Consider the following 25591-nt stretch of genomic DNA (forward strand, 5'->3'; position numbering starts at 1 on the left):
TAGCAGTTCGGTTCAGTCGTCGCTAGGTTGTCTCGCGTCAGTTGACTCGTCGTCGGGGGTGCGTGTCCGGTCACCGCTCGGGAGCAGCGACACCGGCGACGCCGTCAGATACGGGACCGTCGCGACGAGCGCGCCGAACAGCGCAAGCGAGACACCACCAGCAAAGATCGCTGCGAGGATGGTCGGCGGCGTCCGCGCGGAGAGGCGGAACCCGAAGAAGACGAGCCAGCCGGCCCGTTCAAGCACCTGCAGTGCAGCGACAGAAAGCACCAGCGCGAGGCCCGTTGCGGGGACGGCGATACGGGCGATATCGGCCAGAATCGTCCGCAGGACGCGCCACTGGGTCGCGCCGGTCGACCGATGGATGCCGATAGCCTGGCGGCGTGCGTGGACCCCCTGTGCGAACGTCGCCGTGGTACTGCCGACGGTACTCAGCGCCGAGAGCGCGACGAGAACGCCCAGAATCAACTGGACGTTCCCGAACACGCCCTCGACGGAGCGTTCGATAGGGGTGCCGGACGCGTAGGACCCGCTACTTGCCACCGCGGAGGCCAGCCGGCGGTCGCCGGTCACCGTGTAGTCCGCCGTTGTAAGCGTAGTGCCGTTGGCCGTCACCCGGTAGGTGTACGTGCCAGGCTGGCCCCGTCCGCCGCCCGGCGAGAACCGGGTCTGCGTGACGTTTCCGGGCGGCATGTAGACGGTTCGGTTCTCGGTGACGCCGGGGCCGATGACGCCCACGTCGCGCGTGATCGGTTCCTGCCAAGGGTTTGCCAGCCCGATGGTGAGCGTCGGGGTCGTCAAGACTGACCCCGTGGACGGCGAGATCGACAGCTCCGCGTACAGTTCCCGCTCGGTTCCCCGAACGATCTGAATGTCGTGTGTCGCCGTCTGGTCCCCCGAGCGAGCGGTTATCGTGTAGTTCCCGGGTTCGCGGGGCAGGGGCACGACGGCGACGCCGCTCGATCCCGTTCTGATCGATGGTCCGTTCACCGAGACGGTGGCGTTGGAAACGCGCTCTCCGGTTTTCGTGACGACAGGAACGGAGAGTCCCGACCCCGGCGGAGCCTGTGACGGTAACTGGTTCGGGATCTCGATGGCGTCCGGCGAGACGACGGTCACCGCGTGGGCGTACTCCCCGGCAGTGGCGTTTGCGGTCCCCAGTTCCGACGCGGTAAAGGAGACGGTCCCGGTCCGCTCCTGTCCCGGTGGGACAGCCACCGTCGTCGTTTGCTGGTCGCCCCGATACTGGACGGTGACCTCTCGGGTTGCCCGCTCGCTGCCGACGTTTCGCACAGCGACGGAGAGGTTGACAGTGTCACCCTTCGTGACTCGCCCCGGACCGGATAGCCCCGTCACGACAGCGCCCGACTGGTTGGCAGCGACACCGTCGGCGTCGTCGATCTCGGACACCGGCCCCTTGACGCGAATCATGTGGACCTGTCCCGGCCCGGTCGCCAGGTCGGCCGCGGAGTCAAGCGGCAGAATGAGCAGGTCATCGAGCGTTCTCGGGGCGTCGTACCGTCCGACGATGGTGACCCGGCGAATCCCGGGCTTGACGCTCCCACTGACGGTCAGTTCGTCGCCGACTTCGACATCGAGAGTCTGTGCGAGGTCGTTCCCGATGACGGCCTCGTCGTGTCGCTGTGGTCGCTGGCCCTCGACCAGCGTGGCTCCGGTGACGTTCGCGAACGCGTCGTACTCCGCCCCGTGGGCCATATAGGGTTGGCCGTCGGAAACCTGCGCGTAGATAATCTCCGGGCTGGCCGGCGTCCCGTCGGCCCGGAGCGCCGACGCGTACTCGGCGTCGAGGCGACTGTTCAGCGGATGAGGCGCGCCGGCTTCGGTGATGGTTCCGGAGTTGCCTCCGCCGCCGCCGAGCGGTGAGGCAAGGCCGGCCAGGGAGACGACGAGCAGGAACGTGATGCCGAACACCGTCAACGTTGCCGCTGTCGGCACGACCGAGCGCCACGACAGGAACGTCGGTCTGACCCAGTTTTTGAGCGTCGCAAGCGTCGACTGCCCGGACTGACCGCCCCGGGCGTGCCGGCTACCGAGCGAGGCCGGCGGGCGAGTCGCGGCGGGGTAAGCCGCAAGCGCGCCGGCGACGAGTCCCATCAGAACGAAGACACCGACGACGCCGCCGACGACCGTCGCGCTCTGTCCCGTAACGGTGACATCGAGCGCGATGGGCAGTCCGACGTAAATCGCGACGTTGACCAGCGCTTTGATGAGAATGAGCCCGACAGCATAGCCCAGAACCACGCCGGTCGTCACGAGCAAGCCGGCACGAAGCGTAAACAGGAGTCCCACGCGCCAGCCTGACGCGCCGGTCGAGCGGATGACCCGGATCGCGTCGAGTCGGTCGCGGACGCTCATCTTCGTGACGTTGTAGACGACGATGAGGACCAACAGTCCGCCGGCGGCCGCCGCGATCCCCAGCGCCCAGAGGACCTGCTCTAGGCCACCCAGCACGTACAGGAGCGCGCTGACGAGCGGTGCTCCCTCGCTGGGCAGGCTTCCCAGCCCGGTCCCGCTCGGGCTGTGATCGATGACGAAATAGCCCGTGACCCCAACCTGCTGTGCGGTCGAGGCGTTCGTCGCGTACCACTGGTTGGAGAGGAACGTCGTCCCGCGCTCCTGTGGCACGACCGAGAGCGAGAGCATCCCGTTGGCCCCGCTGACCGTTCGGGTCCGCTGCTGGGAGACAGGCCCCCGACCGTCGACGCCGTCCGGAATCGTCGGTAATCGGCCTTCCTGCCACTGGGCCGACCCCTCGATGAGCACTCTGGGCGTATCGGGTGGGATGCCGACGAGACGAACCTCGGTCCCGTTTGCGGTCGCCGTCGCTGTCGGGAGCACAGTGACATCCCCGTCGGGGTCTGGCGGGCCGTTTGCCGCGTCATGGTAGGTGACTGTCCCGGAGTTCGCAAGCGGTTCGGCGAACGTCTCCGAGTACGTGACGGCGGTGAACAACAGCAAGACCGTCCCGATGAGAAACGCGGCCGTCACGGCGACGACAACGACGGTGAGCCGGTCCCGTCTGGACCAGCGAAACAGGAGGGCATTTCGGTATCCCATCGGTCGTTAGTTCGTCTCCGTGGACGGGCTCGCATCCGGTGTCGAGGCGGCGTCGGAGACGAGCGTGCCGCCGCGGATGAACAGCCGTTCGTCGAACCGCTGGGCCAGTTGCGGGTCGTGGCTGATGACGACGAGCGCGGTTTCCGTCGATTCCTTCATGCTAAACAGGAGGTTCAGCACCGACTCGGCCGTGTCCGGGTCTAGCTGGCCGGTCGGTTCATCGGCGAGGACGATCTCGGGACGGTTGGCGAGCGCCCGTGCGATGGCGACCCGCTGTTTCTCGCCCCCGCTCAGCGTCGCGGGGTACTGATCTTCGAGTGCGGCGATACCGAGGCGGTCAAACAGCGTGTCCAGCCAGTCAGGGTCGCGGTCGCCGGCGTGTTCCTGCGGGAGTGACGCGTTCTCGCGCGCGGTGAGGTCACCGATGAGCTGGAAGTCCTGAAACACGAACCCGAGCGTCGTTCGCCGGAGGCTAGCGCGTTGGCGCTCGGATAGTTTACTCGCGTCCCGGCCGTCGATCTCCAGCCGACCGCTAGACGGCGGCTCTAGCAGTCCGAGGACGTTGAACAGCGTCGACTTCCCGGCCCCACTCGGCCCCTGGACGAGCATCGCCGCGTCGGACCCGACCGTGAGAGAGACGCCGTCGAGAATCTTGGTCCCTCGCCGTGTGACACACAGGTCCGACCCGACGAGGACGGGATCAGTCATTGTCTGTCTTTCCGCCGGCCCCGTATTGTATGCCACGGTTACATACCCAGTCAAGACGAGGCTCGGAGGGCGCGATTGAACCGCCGTCGCTCAGCAGCTCGTCCGATTCCCGCCCGGCCGAACGAGGTACACCGAATCGAGACTGCGGGTATCGTAGACCACGTCGTGCTCGTAGCGCCACTCGGCCAGCGCTGCCGGTGTGGTCTTCTCGCTCCCGGCCGGGAACAGATGGGCTCCGGTGGTTCCCCAGGAAGCCCTCGTCAGCGTCGGGCAGGTGGGCTTTGGTCCCCCACCGAGCCACCGCGCGATCGGCTGGTACGTCCCGTTGGTCGCACCCGGGTAGTACAGGTCGACGATTTGGTGGAACGGGTGGTCCGAGGCCCACTGCTCGTCGACGTGGTCCGCGGTGAACGTCGCGGCCGCGAACTGCGATTCGGTCGCTCCGGTCGGGAACGCGAAGGTGTCGAGGTTGACGAACGCGATGGGCATCGTCACGACTGCGGCGACCACGATGAGGACCGTCAGAACGGTCGCGAGCCGGTGGCTGGGGGTTCCGGGCGTTCCGAGCCCGCCATCCGGTGTCGGGGACCGCCGATAGGCGACGGACGCGACGCCGATGCCGGCGAGGACGAACACGGGGAGGTGAACGAACGTCTGTCCGCGCAGCGCCGTCGCGTAGTACTCCGGCGTCAGCGACGCGGTCAGCGAAAAGTACACGATGACGATCGGCGCAAGCAGCAGCGCCAGCACGACCGGGCCGATGCGCCGGCGGTCGCGGCTGGCACGCGGAAGCCCGACGACCGCAAACACCACCGGGACGGCGAAGGCCGCGACAAGCACCAGGAGGCCGACCGGTGTGGTCTGTGTCCCGGGAAACACGGTCTGTGTGGCGTTGACGGCGAGCGTCAGGAACCAGAGCCCGACCGCGCCGCCCAGCGTCGCTCGCTGCAGGCGGGCGCTTGTCCGCTGGAACCAGATCAGCGTCGCCACAAGCACGACGACCCACGCCAGGAACAGCCCCGGATACGCGCTGATACGGTCGACGTACGGGACCACGAAGACCGACTGTTCCGCAAGCCGGTAGTACCCCCACATGTACACCCAGAAGCCAGCGACGACGGCCAGCGCGGTGCCGGCGTCACGACGTGACGGAATCCGGGCGAGGTGTGCGGCCAACACGCCCGTAAGCACCAATCCGACGATAAGCGAACTGAACGTATGCAGGAGCGGGAAGACAGCGAACAGGACCACCACGACCGCGCCCCAGCGGCGTCTGTAGCGGTCGGTCGTAAGCAACCGGTGGACGGCAATCGCAAACAGCGGGAGCAACAGGAACGCCAGTGCCTCCTCGTCCGTCTGTCCGGTTCGCCGGAGATAGATGCCTTCGACCGCGAGCCCCATCCCGACGATGCCCATCGCTAGAGTCGTTCGCGAGTGACGCCAGCGAATCGATTGTGCGAGCCGTTTGACAAGCGCCATCGCGGTCAGGCAGGATGCCGCCCCGGTGATCGCGACGACTGGCTGAGCGATATACAGCGGCCGCTCGCCGGTGACTGCGCCGACGAGCGTCAGAACAGCGGTGAACACGATGTTGTCCGCGCGGAACCGCGTGAACGGGAACGTTCCGGTCTCAAGCGCGTCCCTAGCCAGAGCGACGTAGCCGAATCCGTCTAGCGTTGAGGGCAGCGGTGTCCAGTGGAGCGTCGTCAGGCGCGCAGCGACTGCAACGGCCACCACAGCCACGATGAGCAGCAGTCGCCCCTTCCGGCCGTCACTCATTGCCCGTCCCTACAGCGGGTGGGTGTAAGATAGTTATCGCATTCCGGCGGCCGGCTCGGGGCCAGTCAAACGTCGTCGACCTGGAAGTCCCGGGCGCGTTCGACCGCGGCTTCGGCACTGTCGTGGTCAAGCGTGTCGGCCGAGAAGGCCGCGCTGTCGTACGCCTCCACGACGGTCCGGACTGCCTCGACCTGATCTGCACTGAGAGCGCTGTCCTCACACCAGTCCAGTAGCTCCCAGTGGGTCTTCCCGTTCTGAAACCCCGACGAGTCTTTGAGTTCCTCGGAGACCGATTCGTACGCCATCGTCACCGCCGAGTCGTACTCGCCGGCCGCGAGGGCGTGCCCCATCCGGTCGGTCGGACTGCCGGTCGATGCGGAGGTGTCGGCTGTCGACTCGGGGGCCTCGGTTTCATCGCTGTCCGTGGCGACGGTCGCTTCCTCGGACTCGGGGACGGCATCGGCAAACAGGCCCAGACGGCGGACAGTGATTTCGAGAACAATGAGAACGACCCCGGTCAGCAGCGCGGCGATAACCGGGACTGTCAGGTACGAACGGATCTGTGAAGCGATAGTCTGTGGGCTGCCCGACAGGTCGACGGTCGTCGAGGCCTCACCCGTCCCGAAATTCGTGCCCGCTGCGTCGTATCTCGCAGTGACGGTCACTGAGCTAGTTCCTTCCGTGGGAAGCCGTGTGCTGAAGGCCCCGTTTGCATCGGTTTCGACACTACCCTGTGGCTCCCCGTCAACCAAGATCTGAACGGGCTGCCCGCGCACGGCCTGTCCGTCGTTAGTTGTCAGCGTCCCATTCACAGCGATGGCACCGCTTTCGCGGGCCGCGTCCATCGACAACGCCACCGGCCGGGGCTCGACCGTAATCGAGTCGGTGGCACGCGCGCCGGCAATTGCCCGGTCTTCGTACGGAATTACGGCCGAAACGGACTGCTCACCAGTCGGCACACTCGCCGGCAGCCTGATGGTCGTCGTCGCAGTCCCGTTGCCGCCGGTCACCAGGCGCTTGAACAGCGTCCCGCCGATGCGTAATTCGACCGGGACATCGCTGATACCCGTGCCGTCGACGCGAACCGCTGTCGTGACTGTCAGTTCGTCTCCGTTGACGAGACTGGAGGGTGACCGGTCGAGAGCAAGCGTCGGTGTCACCTGCGCTATGTCGGCGGTGACTGTCGCCGTGTCGCCGCGATACGGTGCTGACTGGGCCGGGACGTATCGGATCACAACGTCGGTGGTCCCGGTCCGAGCCGACCGCGGCCGGTACTGGAAGGCGAACGATCCGTCGCCGTCGGTCTCGACGAGTCGCGTTCGGTTTTCGACTTCGAGGCTGATCTCCTCGTTTGCGACGGGCATCCCGTTTGCTGTCCGCAACGTGCCGCGGATGGTCCCGGGGTTCGTGTAGGAAATCGGGCCAGAGAGGTCCTGCACGTCGAGCGTCGTGTTTACAGTCCCCGTCTGGGTCTGCATCGCTGTTCCGGCGCTGTCGGTAGCAGCGGCTGTCGATCCACTGATCCCGACGAGCAGGACCAGCAGAACCGTCCAGGCACCGACGAGCCACTGCTGTGGAGCTGTCACTATCGAGTATATCAGGGTGTACACACATTCTTCTTATCGTTTCCGCTGCTGAGTGCTGAACGATGGCAACCTCGAAAGGAACTGGAAGCATACAGGAACGCAAGCTGTGACTTGGCGGTCACTTGGTACCGTTCGACCTGATCTCTCGGGCGCGTTCGACGGCCGCTTCGGCGCGTGACGGGTCGACCGACACGGATGCGAACGCCGCCATCTCGAAGGCCTCGACAACTGTCTCGATGTCTGCAACCAGTTCTTCGGAGACATCGTGTTGCCGACTTTGCTGAAGCAGTTCCCAGTGAGTCATCCCCTCGCTGATGCCGTTTTCGCTCACTAGCTCGTCGTGAACGACGGTGTAGGCCAGCATCGTTGCGGCGTCGTAGTTTCCGCTGTCCAGATACGTATCGACACGGTCTTCGAACGTTGGGCCGGTGTCGTCCGACGAGGTCGTCAACTGGTCAGGCTCTATCGTCGATGAGTCGACTGTGCCTGCCGGTGCAGTCGTCTCCGCGTCCTCAGACTGATTGAACCGCGACACGACGAACCAGGACGCGCCGACGACGATCAACGCCATTCCGCCCCCGAGAACAGGCAGCCAGCTGTATCCGATGACTCCGTTTCCGAAGCTGATTCCCGGGTTCTCGTCAGACCCGAACAGGATTCCCAGCAACGTATCAATGAGGATATCCCGGTCCGAACCGGAGCCGACCGGTGGATTGCCACCGCCGGCCCCTGCGCCGACTGTTGCCGTTGCGGTCGCGTTACCGAGGTTCGAACGCGGCTCGTCGTAGGTGGCAGTAACGGTAACCGATTCCCCGGATTGCGGGTCCGCGATTACAGCTCGGAACGACCCGTTCCGGGTCGTCTCGACGACCTGCGTCTCACCGGCACCAACCTGCAGACGAACCGGGAGATTGGCGACAGGGGCCCCATCGACGGTCTGTAGCCGGCCGCGGGCCAGAATCCCATCGTCCGTGCGTGATGCGCTTACTGAGAGATCCGTCTGGGTCTCGACGACGACAACGGGATGCTCCGACTGTGAACCGGCGATAGCGCGGTCCTGGTATGGGATCCGGGCGACGACCTGCCGATCACCGTCGTCTACTGATGCCGGGACTCGGACCGCTGCCGTGACGCTCCCATTCGGTCCGGTCGTCGTCCGTGCGACGGCGGTGTCGCCCATGACGAACTCGACCGGAATGTCCGTCACAACGGTCGAATCGGCGGTCACGGACGCCGAGGCGTCGAGTCGGTCGCCGTAGCCCACTGTCTCCGGCGAGATATCGCTCGTCACGTCGGGTGTCACCTGCTGGACTGTGATCGTGAACGTGGCGTTGTCTGTCAGGTACACTGAGTCGGCACTTGGTATATATTCGACCTCCACGGACTGTGACCCAAGTCTGGCCGAGCGCGGGCGATACCGGGTTTCGAACGCCCCGTTGGAATCAGTCTGGACCGTTCGGGTCCGGTTCTCGACCCTGAGTTCGACCTGCGCATCGGCGATGACTGATCCGTTCTCGGCCTGTAGCTGCCCGGTGATGGTTCCCGGTTCGCTGAACGACGCGGTCGAGTCTCTCGCCTGCACCGTGAGCGTCGTTCCAACGAGCGTTTCTTCCCGGACCTCCGACTGCGTCGCCGTGATATTCGCCGTCGTCTCGTTGATCTCGCCCTGTCCCTCGGAGAGGTCGACCGTGGTGGTGTTCTCAATCTGTTCAAAGTTCCGATTCAGTCGCTGTCTGGTATCGGAGATGTTCGCCGCTGTCCGCTCCATCTGACGGGCAGTGATGCGTGCTTCCCGCTCGTTCCCGGTCTCCCGTGCGGCCTGATACGCGGCGTACTGCTGGCGGTACCGCTGTACCTCGTTCGTGAAGTTCTGCTGGTTCCCACGGGCTGCTTCGAACTCTCTCGCGGCAGCGTCGTCTGCTTCCGAGGAGGTATCACCGGCGACCTCGACGTACTGCTCCAGACGTTCGTTGTAGTCGTCACCGAGGACAGACCGCGCCCGGTCGTACTGCTCGTTCGATAACGCGATACTGCTGTTTTCAAGCTGGGCACCCATCGTCCGAGCCAGCCAGGCGGCCGTCTCGTCGCTGTACTCGCCGTCAGACACCGAATCCGGGTTTTGTTGCTGGGTTTCGTTGTCCGGCGTCGGCGTCTCTACCTGACGGTTCATATCCGGACCCCCATCGTCGGCTTGCATCGCCGCCACCCCACCCACACCTGCTGTAAGTCCTACCACTGCCAGGGTGACGAGTACGGCCCACGACTGGCTCCGGAACACACCGAATTATTCTCCTGGGTTGATAAAATGCGTTCGGTTGGCCAATCAGGGCGGAGTGCAGATCATCCAGCAGGATGGAATAGCGAAGCAATCAGCTATTTTTTTATCGTGCCGACATGAGTCACTGCTAATGGCAGACACTCCGGCATGGAAACTGCTCCTGCCGCGCCAACTCCGCCACCTCCCGGCCGATCTGGCTGGCGTTATCGGCATCGTGATTCTGACGAACCTGGCTGCCCTGCTGCCGGTCGTTTCTGAGACACGGGTTCGCATCGTCGTCGGACTGGTGTTTGTCCTCTTCGTTCCCGGGTACGCGTTCATCGCCGCGTTGTTTCCGGAAGCCGGTGACGGCCCCACCGCTGACGATGAAACTGTCACGAACCCCGAGGCCGAGGGTATCGACGGTATCGACGGCATCGAACGGGTGGCACTCTCGTTCGGACTCAGCATCGCGCTCGTTCCCCTCGTCGGTCTGGTGTTGAACTTCACGCCGTGGGGCATCCGTCTGGTCCCGATTCTCGTATCACTCAGCGGACTGACGCTCGTACTGACCGCTGTCGCTGCCGTTCGGCGCTGGGCGTTGCCCCCCGAAGAGCGGTTTCGCGTCCCGTACCGGGCGTGGCTCAGCGCCGGCCGGGAAGAACTATTCTCGCCGGCCTCGCGGACGGACGCCGTCCTGAACGTGCTGTTAGTACTAAGCATTCTGCTTGCGACCGCCAGCGTCGGGTACGCCCTCACAGTTCCGAAAGAGGGCGAGCGCTTCAGCGAGTTCTACCTGCTGACCGAGAGCGAGGACGGCGAACTCGTCGCTGACAACTATCCGACGGAGTTTCAGCAAGGCGAAAGCGGGTCGCTGATCGTCGGTATCGGAAACCAGGAACACGAACGGACGGAATACACGGTCATCGCCGAGTTACAGCGTGTCGAGCGCGTTGGAAACCAGACGCGGGTCCAGGAGCGGTCGGAGCTACGACGCTTCCAGCCGACGCTGGGACACAACGAGACCTGGCACCGCCAGCACGAGGTGACGCCCGGCGTGACCGGTGAGAGACTCCGACTCCAGTACCTCCTGTATCGCGGTGCACCGCCAGAGACCATCAGCCAGTCGACGGCATACCGGGAAGTCCACCTCTGGATCAACGTGACCGGCTGACCCGTTTTCGCATAGAGGGGCGATCTACTCCCGAAAAACGTGGACTGTGACCATGCAGTTCGGTGGTGATCGATCCCGGCGAACGGCTTTTCTTGCCTCGGACCGTTGCGTTCACAGTGTACCCCGAAGGCCACTTTCTCCTTGCAGCCGTGCCGTTGACGGCTTATACGGTGGCGCGGTGGCGTCGGCTCCCCTCCGGTCCGATGGTGCTACTCCTGCTCGTCGCGACACAGCTCCCGGATATAATCGACAAACCACTGGCGTGGACGTTCGCTATCCTTCCCAGCGGCCGGATGCTCGCCCATTCGCTGGTCGTCTGTCTCCCTCTTCTCTCCGTACTCGTATTGCTGGCTGCTCGCCGAGGCTACGGGCAACAGGCAGTGGTGTTTTCGGCCGCCTACCTTTCACACATTGCCGGCGACTTCTATCCGGTACTGCGCCTCGGGACGGAGTACTACTTCTTCCCGAACCTGTTCTGGCCGCTGCTACCGGCAAACCCCGACCGAGAGGCGTCGTTCGCGGCCCACGCGCCGGACAGCCTGTTCTCGCTTCTCGTCCCACTGGTCGTCTTGGGACTGGCCGCCAGCTACAGCGTCATAGCGGTGTACCGGAGACGTGAGCGACACCTCTCGGAAGTTCCACACCAGTAAGCTGTCGGGTCGTCCAGTCGTTGTCACTGGCTGGGCCTCTAGAATCCCGAGAGACTAAAACAGACAGTCAGTGTGTCGAAAATACCGTTCATCGTGCTAGGTCCACAAGCTGGACACCTACCGGCAGCGTCAGGCCGGGGTCGCGGATTTGATCGGCGTTTCGCCGCAGTTGACACAGATGTACTCGTCGTCAACCGTGAGTACGACCGGTGAGTTACACTCGATACATTTGATTTTCGCCGCGCGCGATGGTTTTGCGTAGTCCCCCATGTGTGTACCTTGCATACACATGTTGTTCGTAAACTGATATAAAATTATCCCCCTCAGCAACATCTCACTGCCTATACTGTTGCTGTGGACAGTCCAGAACTATCAAGAGTGGAATCTGCAATCGCGGAAAAACAGTCCCAGCTCACCGCGGAAACGGTGCGCGCGCCTCAGTCGCGGCGTGCTAGGAATCCGGCACCTAGCAGTGCTAGGACCGTCACGAGTACCGTGAAGCCGGGGCCACTCGAACTCGTGGTTTCGACTGAATCCTGTGTTTCAGTAGCGCCCTCGTCTGGTTGCTGTGCCCCACCGCCTGCAGTCGTGGCCGCTTCCGTCGGCGTGTTTCCGTCTTCAGTTTCGGCAGTGTCAGTGCCGTCGTCCGTGGCAGTCTCATCGTCCGTTCCAGTCGTCGTTGCGTCCTCAGTGCTGTCCTCCGTTGCGTTGTCGTCGCTATCGCCGTTGTCACTGCTTCCCTCACCGCTATTGTTGTTTCCGTTGTTACTGTCGCCGTTATTACTACTCCCATCGTCGTCGTCACCGCTGTCTCCGCTGTTGTTGTCTCCATCATCGCTACCGCCGGTGTTGCTATCGCCGTTATCACCACTCTCGTCGTCACCGTCACCACCATCGGAATCGTCGCCTGAATCGGTCTCGTTCGACTGAGTCAGTGAAATCGTTCCGGTGTCGGAGTTGATCTGGTTAGAGTCGTCGCCAACAGCGATGTGGACGTACGTGTACGTCCCGTTCGGCCAGGAATCGAGCGTTTCGACGGCAACCGTGGTATCGGGGCTATCAGATGTCGTCGTCGCCGAGGCGTGCATCACGTTGTCGCCCGTCGTGTTGGGCGATGCTTCGGAAAGAACGAATCCGAACAGACCGAGCATGCCAGCCGCCGGCATCGCCCCGGTCGCTGTCGAGTCCGTTCCGGTGAATGAGGCGTCGCCATCCGTCGTCGACACGCCGTTGACGCCATCGAAGGAGTTCTCAACAGTGACCTGGTCTTCAGAGAAGTCTTCATCGAGATCACCGGTCACCCGGACGGTACTGGTCTGCTGTTGGATTTCGTCCTCATTAAACAGCAACACTGCGTGCGTGGCGGAGTCGTCCTCGAGGTCAGTTTCGATGTCGAGCGTGGCGTTGTCGCCAGCAGTTACGTTGTCTGTCGTGTCGACGGTCGATGCGCTTTCCTGAACGAGCGTCTGTTCGATGCCGACGACGGTCACGTTCCCATCAGCCGAGACGTTGTTGTTGGAGACAGACAGGCCCTGGCCGTCATCAACAGTAACCAGGACGAAGCCGTACGCCCCGCTCGACTCAGGCGTGTACGAGGCTGCAAGTGCGCCGTTGTCATCTATCGAACCGACGCCCTCGGCGTCGTCTAGCAGTTCGACCGAATCGACGGTAGAGTCGTTCGTGAAGATGCTAGCCAAGTCGGTTCTGACACTCCCGTCGCTGAATCCGGCCGCGTCAGGGCTGTCGGAGAGCTTGACGGCGAGCAGTTGCGCCTCGTCGCCAGCGACCGCCGAGGTCCCAGCGCCGGTCGTTGATTCGAACCTGAGGGCGACTGACTCACCCGCTTGGTGAATCGTGTACTGGTCCCGGTTCAAGGGTATGTCACCGGTCTGGGCGGACTCGATGTTGATGTACGTCTCAGGGGCCGCTATCGTCGTTGGCCCTGGAGAGGTTGCCCGCAACGGGAGCAGCGACCGCTCCCAGACATCTACGTTTTCCGTTATTGCCGTCGTTTGTCCGTCATCGACTGGCGTTGCCGCCGCAGTTGTTACCGACAGGGGGGCGGCTAACACCAGCATCGCTGTAATCGCACAAATTACAGCGTATTTTCCTATTGTTGTTTTACACATTACTGAATTTTTTCGGAGGGGTCCGGTATAATTCTTATGCAGTGACATTCTGCGTGACCCACCGTCATATTGTGTCTACGAGACACGATGGCTCTGTCCGGGGGTTTCACCGCGCGGTTCTCGACTTAGGATTCAGTTTGCGACCCAGCTAGTAACTCTGAGAATTATTAGAAATAATAGGTAAATAGCTATAGACGGGTGACAGCGCAGCTGCTTTTAGTATCATTTATATATAATGTAATTGAGCGGCACTGGTTTAAAACCATGAACTCCAGTGCCGCAACGCGTGACCCATTTAATAAACCGTGCCTGTGACCGGGCGCTCCCAGTTAGTTACTCGTCTTCGTCTTCGTCATCATCCGGTCCGCCAGCGTTATCCGGGGGACCACCGCCGTTGCCCGGCCCATTGCCGGGTCCGCCACCGTTGTCAGGCCCGCCGCCTGGACTCAGTGCCACCGTTCCGGTATCGGAGTTGATGGTCCCGGACTCGGTGCCGACTGCGACGTGGACGTACTGGTACGCTCCGTTGGGCCAGGAGTCCAGCGTTTGGACCGTCACGCTAGCGTCGGGGTCGTCCGCTACGACCGTCGTGGAGGCGTGGATAACGTCGCCGTCAGTGTCTGATTCTGATTCGGTAAGGACCATGCCGAACAAGCCCTGGAACCCGAACGGCGGTATCGACTGGTTCTCGGAGAGGGTGATACCTTCGAGCCCCGTGTCGCTCCCGACCGTCGCAACGCCGCTGACACCGCTGAAGGAGTTCTCGACGGAGATCTGATCCGACGCGAAGTTCTCGTTCAGATCGCCAGACACAGTCACCGTGCTCGACTGCCGCTGGAGCTCACCCTGCCGGACCAGCATGACCGCGTGGACGACGGACTCGTTTTCCATCTCGGTGTCGACATCCAGCGTGACGTTGTCACCGGGATTGACCGGATTCTGGGTCCGCTCGGCGTTCGAGGCGTTGTCCTGCACTACGGCCTGTTCGACGCCCACGACAGTCACGTCCCCGTTGACGGAGACGTTACCGTCCGACACCGACAGTCCCTCATCGCCCTCGTCGACAGTCACCAGGACGAAGCCGTATGCGCCACCTGATTCAGGGGTGTAGGACGCGTTCAGTTCGCCATCCTCATTTATCGTTCCGACGCCTTCCGCGTCATCGAGTAGCGCCGATGACGTGATGTTCGAGTTGTTTGCGAAGACATCGCCGAGGGAGGCCGCAATGTCGCTGGTGTTTGCCCCAGCGGTGGTCGGAGCACTGTCTAGCTTGACGGCGAGCAGTTGTGCCTCGTCGCCAGCGAGGGAGCGCGTTCCGGCTCCGATCCTCGGTTCGAAGGACATGTTTATCGGCTCGTTGCGCTCGTGAACCGTCACGGTGCGTTTATTGAGCGGGAGGTCGCCGGTTGCGGCCGACTCGACGTTGATGAACGTCTGCGGTGCCGCTAGCGTCGTCGGTCCCTCGGAGGTCGTTCGAAGCGTGAGTGGTGACCGCTCCCACACACTGACGTTTTCCGACACCGAGATCGATTGGCTCTCAGCAACGGGGGTTGCCACAGCGGTGGACGCCAGTGATAACGGGCCAGCCAGTACTAACGCAACTGCCATCACGAAGATGACAGCCGGTTTTAGTATTGGTGTTTTTACCATTACCGAAACATTACAGATTCCTGTGGTATATTTCTTGTGCAGTGATACTATCTATAGCAGTGTATGAAGGGCTCTAAACCCGCCATTATATACAAACGGGAATAGAAATGATGGATATTTTTGAATTGGTATCTTAGTATGGGTATTTGAATATAAAATTGTAATTAACTGATATAAAAACGGTTTAGATAGCATGCTAGTAGCTGTAGACAGCACCTAGAATTAGTGTCACCGTAGCTATCTGGTATAAAGCACAGATTGTAGACCTTCATGAGTGGAGAGCACTCGTGGGAAACGCTAACAACCAATCGATTAGTCGCCTCCTGTACTCCAACCGCCCCTGTGAAATACTCGGAAGCGTGACACCGGCCCGGTTTTCAGGCCGTTCGTGACAAGGAACACGCTCATCGGAATCCAGTAGATGTGGGAACTACGCTGTAGTTCATTGTGGAGACACATCTCTGGCCCAGTTGGTCGGAAAATTGCGAGGGAAGACCGCTCCGTGCGAGTCTTCCAGCACCGATCGGCCATCGTCTTCTCAGCGAGATTCCATCGGGATCGATGGAACGCTCGCAACCGTGACGACGGCCGCTCGCTGTTTGCGAGGGACCGTGTCGGTCCAACAGTGCGAGGGAAGGGATTTGAACCCTTGGACCCCTACGGGAGCGGATCTTGAGTCCGCCGCCGTTTCCTGGCTTGGCTACCCTCGCACGCTTAGTGCATTCGGTACACATGGCAGTGCAGTATAAATGTCGTACGGAAGCGACTCGGAGCCAGCGGTCAGATAGCCGGCAGAACCGGTGGTTTGACCCCCTGTGAGACAGTAGCGTAGATATGGACGATCACACGCGCGACCCGACCGTCGAACCCCCCGACGGAAACCCCTCGGGCTGGCGAGCAGACGGGCAGTGGGAACACGAGACGCTCAGGCGGGCCGTCGTCCACGGCGTCCGCCTCTACAACTCCGGTGAGTTCCACGAGTCACACGACTGCTTCGAGGACGAGTGGTACAACTACGGCCGGGGGAACACGGAGAGCAAGTTCCTCCACGGAATGGTACAGGTCGCCGCTGGCGCGTACAAACACTTCGACTTCGAGGACGACGACGGGATGCGGTCACTGTTTCGAACGTCGCTGCAGTACTTCCGTGGCGTCCCCAACGACTACTACGGCGTCGACTTGCTTGACGTGCGAACGACGGTCACGAACGCGCTGTCGGATCCGACAGCGCTGCACGGCTGGCAGATCCGCCTCGACGGCGGCTACCCCACATGTCGCCCGGAGGACATCGAGTTCGCGGAGTCGCTCGAACACTGACCGAATCCGGGCAATTCTAAAGGCTGGGGGCGTTAGGCGGGATAGATGCGAATCGAGCAACTGGGAGACGGGGTTCCGGAGGTGGCCGTCGTGGGGAGCATCCACGGCGACGAACCGTGTGGCCGGGACGGCATCGAGGCCGTCCTCGCCGATCCACCCGAGGTCAAACGTCCGGTGAAGTTCATCATCGCGAACGAAGCCGCACTCGAAGCAAAACAGCGGTATCTGGATACGGATCTCAACCGCTCGTTCCCCGGCGACGGCGACAGCGAGTCCCACGAGACGCGGCTAGCCGTGGATCTCGCTGCGGAGTTACAGGACTGCACCGTACTCTCGCTGCACTCCACGCAATCTTACGAGGGCATGTTCGCCCTCGTCGATGACCTGACGCCCGAGCTGGAGGAGCTCTGTAGCGCCCTCTCCGTGGATGCGGTCGTGCAGACGAAGGGCGCAAACGAGGGGCGGCTGTTCGCGACGGTGGACTCCGTCGTCGAAGTGGAGTGTGGCTATCAGGGCTCCCCGGAGGCCGCCGAGAACGCGGAGCAGGTCATCCGGGAGTTCCTCGTGGCCACCGGTGTTACCGACGGTCCAGCCCTGCAGCGGAGCGAGCCACTGCCGGTGTTCCAGCTCGGCGAACCGATTCCGAAGGCGGCGGCCGAGCAGTACGAGGTGTTCGTCCGGAACTTCGAGCAGGTGCCCGAAGGCGACCCCGTTGCAGCGGCCGACGACGAGACCGTCCTTGCAGAGGAAACGTTCCACCCGGTCCTGCTTTCAGCCTACGGCTACGAGGACGTGTTCGGCTTTACCGCGGATCGGATCGGGATGCTTGACTGACTGCGTTTCTGCTTTCGGCCACGGGTTCGGGAGGGAGTAATACCTCTGTCAGATACTGAACACACAGAAGAGGTTTACAATCCCAGTAAAAACTCCCAAACGCTACTATGCCCTCCAAGCCTGCCGTTAGTAGCCTCGGGAGTCTGCTCGCCGTCCTCGGACTCGCCGGGGTCGCAACAGCACAGTCCACAGGTCCGGGCGGCGTCGGTGACCCGGCACTCAATGTCGTACTCCGCTTCGGTGTCGGATTCGTCATCCTCACGATTTTGGGTGTCGCAGCCGCCGCTACCGGACCGAAGTACACCACCAACGCTGTGCGAGAGATTCAGGACGACCCTGGCGCTGCCTTCGGCTGGGGCTTGCTCGTCGGCGTCCTGCTCCCCATCGGACTGGTCCTGCTGGCATTGACGGTTATCGGTGCCCTGGTCTCGATCCCCGGACTGCTGCTCATCGGTATCCTCAGCATCGTCGGCTCTGGGGTTACCGTTGTCTGGGCAGGTAACTCGGTGATCGGCGACGACGGCACCGTCAGCGCCACAGACGGCCTCGCCGGCGGCCTGCTACTGGCCGTTCCCTTCGCAATTCCCGTCGTCGGTGGCTTCCTCCTCAATCTCATATCACTCATCGGCCTCGGTGTCGTCGGACGCGACGTGTACGAGTCGTGGGCGGACTGACCGTCCTCTTGTCCGCTGTTGAAGCGGCCGCTCTGCCGCTTCTGAACCGATTCAGTTGGAACCCGGACAGCCGAGTTGGTATTGGTTGTCGTAGACATCCGGCGGAACAGAGACGGAGACCGGCGTCCCGTAGTCAGTGTAGTGGAGCGTGAGCGTCGCAGTCGCAGTCGCGCCACGCTGTGAGATTTTAAGCCGGAGTTCCGACTGCACCGGTCGGTTCGTCTCCGGATCGAGCCACAACCGCGCCGTGGCGTTCTCAAGCGAACCGCGGTCCAGATCGACGCTGCTTCCTTGGCGGCGGTCCATGACCGACTGCAGGGTTTCAGTGCTCGGGGAAGCGGTGACGAGAACGGTCCGGGTGCCGTCGAGCGTCTCGTTCCCCTGCCAGTACACGTTCGAGCGTTCAAACAGCAGTAACTGTCTATGGAGCGGCGTCGCAGTCGCCCACGGCTCGGAGCGCGAGACGTTCTCGACACCGTACCCACCCCATGGGTCCTGACACCCCTGATACGCTTTGTACCCGTCGACGTAGGTCTCAACCGTTTGATCCTGCGTTCGCGTCGTCGCTTGCATCCGCTTCGTGGAGACGTTTACCGCACCGCTGCCATCGACACGCGCGGACTGTGATTGGTCACCGTCCGACGCAGCCACATGCATCCCCATCTCGAACTGGTACGATTCGACAGCAGCGATCGAATTATTCGCCTCCTCGATGGCCGCAACGGCCCGTTCGTCACTCGGGGGCGGACTGTCACCGACGAACGACCCACACCCAGCGAGGAGGGCAGCGAGGCAGACGGCGAGGACCAGTCGTCGCATACGGTGTCCTCGGACGCTCGGCTTCGAAAAAGCCGTGGATTAGATCCGAGGCACCAGAGTGGCCCACGCTCGGCTTTGCTACCCGGTTCGGAGCAGTGCGGACCCAAAACCGTCTTACACACCTGCCCCCATGTCTCCGCCATGACCGTCTCTCGCGAAGTCGAGCTAGAGGGCCACATCATCGACTCCGGGATGATGCAGTCCTGTTTCGGCATCATCATGGATATGGGCGGCTCCTTCTCCGTCCAGGAGTTCGATATCGGCCGCCGCAAGGACGAGGAGTCCTACGCCCGATTGCTCGTCGAAGCCGACGACATGGACCAGCTGCAGTCGATCGTCCACGAACTCCACCAGCACGGGGTCAACCCCTCGGACCCGAAAGACGCCACACTCGTCCCCGCGCCCGACAACCAGGTCGTTCCGCATGGCTTCTACTCGACGACGAACCACCCGACGTTCATCCGCCACGACGGCGAGTGGGTCGAGGTCGAGGACATGGAGATGGATTGTGCGGTGGTGGTCGAAGACGGTGAAGACGGCCCCCGAGCCTACACCAAAGTTCTCAACGCTATCGACGAGGGTGACATGGTCGTCACCGACGAAACCGGTATCAAGGTCCAGCCGCCGGAGCGTCCCCGCGATTCCGGCGGCGCGTTCGGCTTCATGCAGGGCGGCGTCTCCTCCGAGCGGCCCTCGGAATCGACCATCCGCAAAATCGCGAACGCGATCAAGGAGACGAAAAAAGAGGGCGGCAAGGTGATGGCGGTCTGTGGCCCGGCGCTTATCCACTCCGGCGCGCGCGAGGACCTCGCGCGCCTCGTCCGGGAGGGGTACGTCGACATGCTCTCGGCCGGTAACGGCTTCGCCGTCCACGACATCGAGCGGGACATCTACGGCACCTCTCTGGGAATGGACACAGAGAGCCTGGACCATCCCCGCCACGGCCACAAACATCACATCTACGCCATCAGCGAGGTCATCCGCGAGGGCAGCATCGCCGAGGCCGTCGACTCCGGCACCATCGAATCGGGCGTGATGTACGAGTGCATCCAAAACGACCGACCGTTCGTTCTCGCGGGCTCGATCCGCGACGACGGCCCGCTCCCGGACACCATCACCGACGCCGTCGAGGCCCAGAACGCCATCCGTGAGCAGGCCCACGAGGCCGACATGGTGTTGATGCTCTCGACGCTACTGCACTCGGTCGCCGTCGGGAACTGTCTCCCATCGACGACGCGGGTCGTCTGTGTCGACATCAATCCCGCGACGGTGACACAACTGCTCGACCGCGGCTCAGCGCAGGCGGTCGGGATGGTCACCGACATCGGGACCTTTGTGCCGATTCTGGCCGAGCAGTTGCTGGAAGAAGACTGAACCGACCCGAGCGCCGCGAGTGGTCGGACTTTTTCGCCCACGTTTTTCGAGTCGAGCGGGACCGTCGGTCCCGCTGACCATGCGAACGGCGACAAAGTCGCCGTGAGCAGAGAGCGGTTCGCGCGGTCAGCGCGAACCCGACGCTGAAAAAGGTGGATTGCGGACGTTCGTGCCGATTCTGGCCGAACAATTGCTGGAAGAAGAGTAGTGCGGTTGCGGACGGAATGAGTATCGGCTCCTGAACGCGAGGCGAAGCCGAGCGTTCAGCCTTTTTCGCGTAGATTTTTGAATCGAGTGGTTCCCGCAGTGAGCGCAGCGAACGAGGAAACCCGAGGTCGAAAAAGGTACTTAGATAGCAACCCACGCCAGCACGATGACGGCAGCGCCGACAACTGTCGAGGCGACGGCGTGCGTTCGGAGTTCGTCGAGCAGGTCGTGTGAGTGGTCGTGGAGTTCACACACCTCGTCGATCTCGCTGCCGGCCTCGCAGTTCGGCAGGAAGTCCATCGCGACGTGGAGGAAGATACCGGCGGCAAACCCGAAAATAAGTGCATTGAGTAGCGCGGACTCCGGAATCGGAAGCAGCGCCGAAGGGATCGCCGTCAGGCCGACGCCGGCCGCGGGGAGCAGGAGTGCGGTCGCGGACTTCCCGTTGCGTCCGAGCCGCCGGGCGGCGGCGTAGCCCGCCGGCCCCTTATGTGAGACAATGGCGAGTCCGAGCAGGATACCCAGTTCTGGCATGGAGGCGTACACCAGCCCGATGACCAGCCCCGCCGAGAGCGCGTGGGCGGCAATGGCGAGCGTCGTCATGTCGAAGGCGGTTTCGACGTGGGTCAGTCGGTGGCCGATGGTGTGGGTTGCGTAGCCGGTCACTAGCCCGGCGGCGATGCCGACGCCACCGATGCGCGCCGCGCCCGCCTGGCCGCCCAGCCCCATCGCTTGCGGGACGAGGAACATGGCCGCTGAGGTGACCATCGCCCCGCTCGCGAGGCCGTAGCCCCAGACCAAGCGGTAGGGGTTCGTCTCGTCTGCCCGCGCACCGAGCCACGCACCGAGGCCCATCGCCACGAAGGCGACCCAGGAGATGACCAGAACCTTCGGCGCATCGCCCGTGACGGCGAGGCCCGAGAGGAAGAGGAGGCCGACAATGCTCGCAATGCCGACCGGTGATACCCGGCCAGTGTTATTAAACACCCCTTCCAGGTTAATATTCATTGGTTACTAACACCTGTCTGTTGCCAATAAATGCGTCGATGGCGGTCACCGTGTCGCCGACCGATAGTCCCCCCAGTCGAGGACGCCGCCGTCCAGCGCCGACGGGTCCGCGTCCCGGAGCGCCCACAGCACCATCTCAGCGACTGTCTCGGGGTCGCGTCCGCCGTCGCCGGAGAGATCCGTTGCGACCTTTCCGGGATCGACCGCGCCGACTGGGAAGTCGAGGTCCGCAGCGAACCCGCGGGCGACGGCCTCCGCAGCGGCCTTCGAGACGGCGTAGGAGCCGTAGCCGGGCATCCCCTCGCGGGCGACTGCGCCCGTCGGGACGACGATACGGGCGTCCGAATCGAGGTGGGGCAGGGCTTCACGAATCGTCGAGAACACGCCGCGAGCGTTCGTCCGGAGATGGTCGTCAAAGGCGGCGTAGGACTCCTCAGTCAGCGGTGTCTCACCGGCACTCCCGTGGTAGACGCCGGCGTTGGCGACGATGTACCGTATCGTCCCCTCGCTCTCCCGCGTCGCGGTTTCGACCAGTCGCTCCACGTCGAACTCGTCGCGCACGTCGGCCCGTATCGCAGTCACGGACCCGCCCGTGTCCCGAATGTCGGCCGCAACTTCATCGAGAGCCTCGGCATCGCGGGCACAGATAACCGTATGCGCGCCCGCAGCCGCCACCGCGTGGGCTATCTGCTCGCCGATGCCTCTGCTCGCGCCCGTGACGACAGCGGTCGCGCCGTCCATCCCTGAGACCATAGCGGTGGTACCGCTGCCAGCCACAAGGTCGTTGCTCTCACCTCGGTGGGCTAAGAGAGCGGTAGTCTCTTGTCGAACGCCCGCTACCGACCGGGCATGGACATCACCATCGCGGAGTCGACGGTCGAGGGGACGGCACAGGCCCCGCCCTCGAAGAGCTACACACACCGGGCGGTGCTGGCCGCCGGTTACGCCGACGGCGCGGTCGTCCGCGACCCGCTCGTGAGCGCGGACACCAAGGCGACGATGCGAGCGGTCGAGGCCTACGGCGGCAGCGTCTCGCTGGCCGAGGACGGATCGACGGTCGAAGTGACGGGCTTCGACGGCCGGCCGGAGACGCCCGAGGATGTTATCGACTGTGCCAACAGCGGGACGACGATGCGACTGGTCACCGCCACGGCCGCGCTGCAGGACGACCTCACAGTCCTGACTGGCGACGAATCCCTCCGTTCCCGCCCGCAGGGGCCGCTACTCGACGCCATCGGACAACTGGACGGCGACGCCGAGTCGACCCGCCGAAACGGACAGGCTCCGCTGGTCGTCGGCGGCGGCATCGACGGTGGGGCGGTCGAAATCCCCGGCGACGTGTCCTCACAGTACATCACCGCGCTCCTGATGGCCGGGGCCGTCTCGCCGGACGGCATCGACATCGACCTGACGACGGAGCTGAAATCGTCGCCGTACGTCGACATCACGCTTGAAGTGCTGGCGGACTTCGGCGTCGACGCCCAGAAGACCGACGCCGGGTTTACGATCGAGGGCGGCCAGTCCTACGCGCCCGCCGGCGGCGACTACAACGTCCCCGGTGACTTCTCGTCGATGAGCTACCTGCTCGCGGCTGGGGCGTTCGCCGCCGAGGACGGCCTGCGCGTCACGTCGGCGTTCCCCAGCGCCCAGGGCGACGCCGCCATCGTCGACATTCTCGACCGGATGGGGGCCGACCTCGACTGGGACAAAGACAGCGGCGAAATCGCCGTCTCACGGTCCCCGCTAACCGGCATCGAGGTCGGCGTCGAGGACACGCCGGACCTCCTGCCGACCATCGCCACGCTGGGGGCCGCCGCCGACGGCGTCACGCGGATCACCGACGCCGAGCACGTCCGGTACAAGGAGACCGACCGCGTGAGCGCGATGGCCGAGGAACTCACGAAGATGGGTGCCGAAGTCGATGAGAAACAGGACGAACTCATCGTCTATGGCGATGACAGCGACCTCGTCGGCACGACCGTCGAGGGGCGTGCTGACCACCGCATCATCATGTCGCTGGCCGTCGCGAGCCTCGTCGCTGACGGCGAGACGACGGTGACCGGCGCGGAACACGTCGACGTGTCCTTCCCGAACTTCTTCGACGTGCTCGAATCGCTCGGTGCGGCCGTCGAGCGGTAGACCGTGGGAAAACCGACGCTATCACCCGCTGTTCCGGGGACAGGTATCAGCCACGTGGCTGTCATAGAACTGTTCACTCAGTAGGTGTGCGTCTCCACCATCTTCACTCAGAGCGCGTGGGTTCCAACGATGTGCGGTCGAGGCCGACAATGTCGTAGTCCTGCTCGGTCGAAAGAACTCGCTCTTCGCCGGTCGTGACGAGTCCAGCGTGGAGTGCATCGAATGGGGTGAGGTCGTACTCGTCGAGGAACGCTGCAGCGGCCAGAACCGCGTCCTCGTGCGCTTCGGGCACGATTGGAACCAGTTCGAGCAGGTTGGTAATTGCCCGTGGCGCATCGATTTCGTACTCGGCCGCCTCACGGTCGTAGAACAACACCAGAACCTCGGCGTACGCGAGTATCGAGGTATGTATGTCGTCGTGCTCTTCGAGGGCATGGATTGCGGCGTCCTGAAGCCAGTCGTCGTCCTTCAACAGTGCGGTGAGAAAGTCGGTTTCAACGTACACGACTTACGCCCCGCCGTCTTGTGACCGGCCGTTCGCTTCCTCTTGCACTTCTCGTGAGATGGCCTTCCGTGCTTCAGTTTTCAACGTGTCGGCCTCTGTCTCCGCAAAGGCATCGCCAACGGCCGCTCGGAGGCCCTCCAGCGGATCCTCGTCAACTGGGAAGAGTGCGACGTGGCTCGGGAGTTCAACGATACGATACTGGTCACCGAATCGTTCGCGGACATCTTTCGGGAGGTAGATCCGCCCTCGTTCATCTGTCGTCTTCGACATGACGTATTCACCCGTAGTGCGGGAAAGAACAAAAATATTCCCGTAATCATGGCATATTTCCCGCCCGTACTGAGTCTGTATTGAGCGTTCATCGATAACCGTACAGGGGGTTGCGAACGGGTCTACGACACGCCGTCAGCCACATCTACAAGGTTCAAATGCCCCCGCCCCCGACACCACTGTAATGAACGGCAACGAGTTCGGTCGTCTGTTCCGCATGACGACCTACGGCGAATCCCACGGGGCGGCGATGGGCTGTACCGTCTCCGGCGTTCCGGCGGGCGTCGAACTCTCGGAGGAGGAGATACAGAAAGACCTCGACCGGCGCAAGCCCGGTCAGTCGATGATTACCACCTCCCGGGGCGAACCCGATAAGGTGACGATTAACTCCGGGATTCAGGACGGCTACACCACGGGGACGCCCATCGGGATGGTCATCCAGAACAAGGACGCCCGCTCGGGCAAGTACGAGCCCTTCATCACGGCTCCGCGGCCCTCCCACGGAGACTACACCTACTCCGCGAAGTTCGGGACCCGGAACTGGGGCGGCGGCGGCCGCTCGTCCGCTCGGGAGACAGTGAACTGGGTCGCCGCCGGCGGCGTCGCAAAGCAGGTCCTCGAACAGTCCGACTACGACGTACAAATAAAGGCCCACGTCTGCCAGATCGGTGATGTCGAGTCGGGACCAGTCACCTTCGAGGACATGCTCGAACACAGCGAGGAAAACGAGGTCCGCTGTGCCGACCCCGAAGCCGCCGAGAAGATGCGCGACGTGGCCGATCAGCACCAGAAAGAGGGCGACTCCATCGGCGGCGCAATCTACTTCGAGTGTCGGGGCGTCCCCTCCGGTCTCGGCGCGCCGCGGTTCGACAGTTTCCCGTCCCGGCTCGGCCAGGCGATGTACTCCATCCCGGCGGTCAACGACTTCGAGTACGGCATCGGCCGCGAGGCCCGGACGACAAAGGGCAGCGAGTACACCGAGAACTGGGAGTTCGACGACAGCGAGGCGACAGCCTCGGAGGACGCGAGCGGCGACGAGCTGCGGGCGACGGGCCACCCGACACCCGTGGGCAACGACCACGGCGGCATCCAGGGCGGCATCACGACCGGCCAGCCCATCTACGGCGAAGTGTCGTGGCACGCTCCCGTTTCGATTCCCAAGACACAGAAGACGGTCGACTGGGAGACCGGCGAGGAGAAAGAGATCACTGTCACCGGCCGGCACGACCCGGTGTTGCCACCGCGGGCGGTCCCGGTCGTCGAGGCCATGCTCGCCTGCACCGTCCTCGACTTCATGCTGCTTGGCGGCCGCATCAACCCCGACCGGCTGGACGGCCGACCGGGCGAGTACGACACCGACTACCACCCGTCCAGTCCGCAGAACGACCCCGAGGACGCGGACACCCACGCGAAGACCCTCGACGACGAGTAAG

Annotated in this window: 21 protein-coding genes and 1 tRNA gene; 8 read left to right on the top strand and 14 right to left on the bottom strand. The window is 63.2% G+C overall.

Going from position 1 to position 25591, the window contains the following annotated elements:
* Window positions 1-12: 12 nt before the first annotated feature.
* The 5 genes from NDI54_RS09905 to NDI54_RS09925 form a co-directional block, all read right to left on the bottom strand.
* Window positions 13-3078, bottom strand: a complete 3066-nt coding sequence (locus NDI54_RS09905; RefSeq protein WP_310896284.1) for an ABC transporter permease — start codon at window positions 3076-3078, stop codon at window positions 13-15.
* A 6-nt stretch (window positions 3079-3084) separates the two neighbouring features.
* Window positions 3085-3786 carry an ABC transporter ATP-binding protein gene (locus NDI54_RS09910; RefSeq protein WP_310896285.1) on the bottom strand — a complete coding sequence of 234 codons (702 nt, stop codon included), beginning with the start codon at window positions 3784-3786 and terminating at the stop codon, window positions 3085-3087.
* A 90-nt stretch (window positions 3787-3876) separates the two neighbouring features.
* The gene (locus tag NDI54_RS09915) at window positions 3877-5565 is read right to left on the bottom strand and encodes a sodium:phosphate symporter (protein WP_310896286.1); all 1689 of its coding nucleotides are present in this window, start codon (window positions 5563-5565) and stop codon (window positions 3877-3879) included.
* Window positions 5566-5630: 65 nt separating this feature from the next.
* Window positions 5631-7151 (bottom strand): hypothetical protein, encoded by a 1521-nt coding sequence (locus NDI54_RS09920; RefSeq protein ID WP_310896287.1) that lies wholly within the window; start codon window positions 7149-7151, stop codon window positions 5631-5633.
* Window positions 7152-7269: 118 nt separating this feature from the next.
* Window positions 7270-9348, bottom strand: a complete 2079-nt coding sequence (locus NDI54_RS09925; RefSeq protein ID WP_310896288.1) for a hypothetical protein — start codon at window positions 9346-9348, stop codon at window positions 7270-7272.
* Window positions 9349-9559: 211 nt separating this feature from the next.
* Here NDI54_RS09925 and NDI54_RS09930 point away from each other — a divergent pair, with 211 nt between their 5' ends.
* Both NDI54_RS09930 and NDI54_RS09935 read left to right on the top strand, forming a co-directional pair.
* On the top strand, window positions 9560-10582 hold the full coding sequence (locus NDI54_RS09930) for a DUF1616 domain-containing protein (protein WP_310896289.1): 1023 nt from the start codon (window positions 9560-9562) through the stop codon (window positions 10580-10582).
* A 116-nt stretch (window positions 10583-10698) separates the two neighbouring features.
* Entirely contained in the window at window positions 10699-11232 is a 534-nt protein-coding gene (locus tag NDI54_RS09935; protein ID WP_310896290.1) for a metal-dependent hydrolase, read from the top strand.
* Window positions 11233-11361: 129 nt separating this feature from the next.
* Here the strand turns inward: NDI54_RS09935 and NDI54_RS09940 are convergent, their stop codons facing one another.
* The 4 genes from NDI54_RS09940 to NDI54_RS09955 form a co-directional block, all read right to left on the bottom strand.
* The gene (locus NDI54_RS09940) at window positions 11362-11502 is read right to left on the bottom strand and encodes a hypothetical protein (RefSeq protein WP_406600176.1); all 141 of its coding nucleotides are present in this window, start codon (window positions 11500-11502) and stop codon (window positions 11362-11364) included.
* A 167-nt stretch (window positions 11503-11669) separates the two neighbouring features.
* Entirely contained in the window at window positions 11670-13310 is a 1641-nt protein-coding gene (locus NDI54_RS09945; protein WP_310896291.1) for a PGF-CTERM sorting domain-containing protein, read from the bottom strand.
* Window positions 13311-13694: 384 nt separating this feature from the next.
* The gene (locus NDI54_RS09950) at window positions 13695-14969 is read right to left on the bottom strand and encodes a PGF-CTERM sorting domain-containing protein (protein ID WP_310896292.1); all 1275 of its coding nucleotides are present in this window, start codon (window positions 14967-14969) and stop codon (window positions 13695-13697) included.
* Window positions 14970-15637: 668 nt separating this feature from the next.
* Window positions 15638-15721: transfer RNA gene (locus tag NDI54_RS09955), tRNA-Leu, on the bottom strand.
* Between the two features lie 124 nt (window positions 15722-15845).
* On the opposite strand from NDI54_RS09955, the gene NDI54_RS09960 reads away from it, so the two are divergent.
* The 3 genes from NDI54_RS09960 to NDI54_RS09970 all read left to right on the top strand — a co-directional run bounded on the left by NDI54_RS09960 (window position 15846) and on the right by NDI54_RS09970 (window position 17836).
* Complete coding sequence (locus NDI54_RS09960) at window positions 15846-16328, top strand: DUF309 domain-containing protein (RefSeq protein ID WP_310896293.1); 483 nt, start codon at window positions 15846-15848, stop codon at window positions 16326-16328.
* Between the two features lie 45 nt (window positions 16329-16373).
* Window positions 16374-17162: a M14 family metallopeptidase gene (locus tag NDI54_RS09965; RefSeq protein ID WP_310896294.1), complete on the top strand. Its 789-nt coding sequence runs from the start codon at window positions 16374-16376 to the stop codon at window positions 17160-17162.
* Between the two features lie 107 nt (window positions 17163-17269).
* Window positions 17270-17836 carry a hypothetical protein gene (locus NDI54_RS09970; RefSeq protein WP_310896295.1) on the top strand — a complete coding sequence of 189 codons (567 nt, stop codon included), beginning with the start codon at window positions 17270-17272 and terminating at the stop codon, window positions 17834-17836.
* A gap of 51 nt (window positions 17837-17887) precedes the next feature.
* On the opposite strand, the gene NDI54_RS09975 is transcribed toward NDI54_RS09970, so the two are convergent.
* The gene (locus NDI54_RS09975; RefSeq protein ID WP_310896296.1) at window positions 17888-18655 is read right to left on the bottom strand and encodes a LolA-like protein; all 768 of its coding nucleotides are present in this window, start codon (window positions 18653-18655) and stop codon (window positions 17888-17890) included.
* Between the two features lie 141 nt (window positions 18656-18796).
* Here NDI54_RS09975 and NDI54_RS09980 point away from each other — a divergent pair, with 141 nt between their 5' ends.
* Entirely contained in the window at window positions 18797-20029 is a 1233-nt protein-coding gene (locus tag NDI54_RS09980) for an ornithine cyclodeaminase (RefSeq protein WP_310896297.1), read from the top strand.
* A 348-nt stretch (window positions 20030-20377) separates the two neighbouring features.
* Here the strand turns inward: NDI54_RS09980 and NDI54_RS09985 are convergent, their stop codons facing one another.
* The gene (locus NDI54_RS09985) at window positions 20378-21244 is read right to left on the bottom strand and encodes a ZIP family metal transporter (protein WP_310896298.1); all 867 of its coding nucleotides are present in this window, start codon (window positions 21242-21244) and stop codon (window positions 20378-20380) included.
* 45 nt (window positions 21245-21289) lie between these two features.
* Window positions 21290-21997 (bottom strand): SDR family NAD(P)-dependent oxidoreductase, encoded by a 708-nt coding sequence (locus NDI54_RS09990; RefSeq protein ID WP_310896299.1) that lies wholly within the window; start codon window positions 21995-21997, stop codon window positions 21290-21292.
* A 96-nt stretch (window positions 21998-22093) separates the two neighbouring features.
* Between NDI54_RS09990 and aroA the strand changes: the two genes are divergently transcribed.
* Entirely contained in the window at window positions 22094-23383 is a 1290-nt protein-coding gene (gene aroA / locus NDI54_RS09995; protein ID WP_310896300.1) for a 3-phosphoshikimate 1-carboxyvinyltransferase, read from the top strand.
* A gap of 103 nt (window positions 23384-23486) precedes the next feature.
* Here the strand turns inward: aroA and NDI54_RS10000 are convergent, their stop codons facing one another.
* Complete coding sequence (locus NDI54_RS10000) at window positions 23487-23888, bottom strand: PIN domain-containing protein (RefSeq protein WP_310896301.1); 402 nt, start codon at window positions 23886-23888, stop codon at window positions 23487-23489.
* A gap of 3 nt (window positions 23889-23891) precedes the next feature.
* The gene (locus NDI54_RS10005) at window positions 23892-24158 is read right to left on the bottom strand and encodes an AbrB/MazE/SpoVT family DNA-binding domain-containing protein (protein WP_310896302.1); all 267 of its coding nucleotides are present in this window, start codon (window positions 24156-24158) and stop codon (window positions 23892-23894) included.
* Window positions 24159-24342: 184 nt separating this feature from the next.
* Between NDI54_RS10005 and aroC the strand changes: the two genes are divergently transcribed.
* Entirely contained in the window at window positions 24343-25590 is a 1248-nt protein-coding gene (gene aroC / locus NDI54_RS10010) for a chorismate synthase (protein WP_310896303.1), read from the top strand.
* Window position 25591 lies beyond the last annotated feature (1 nt).

The organism is Haloarcula terrestris (assembly GCF_031624315.1).
GTDB classification, from domain to species: Archaea; Halobacteriota; Halobacteria; order Halobacteriales; family Haloarculaceae; genus Haloarcula; species Haloarcula terrestris.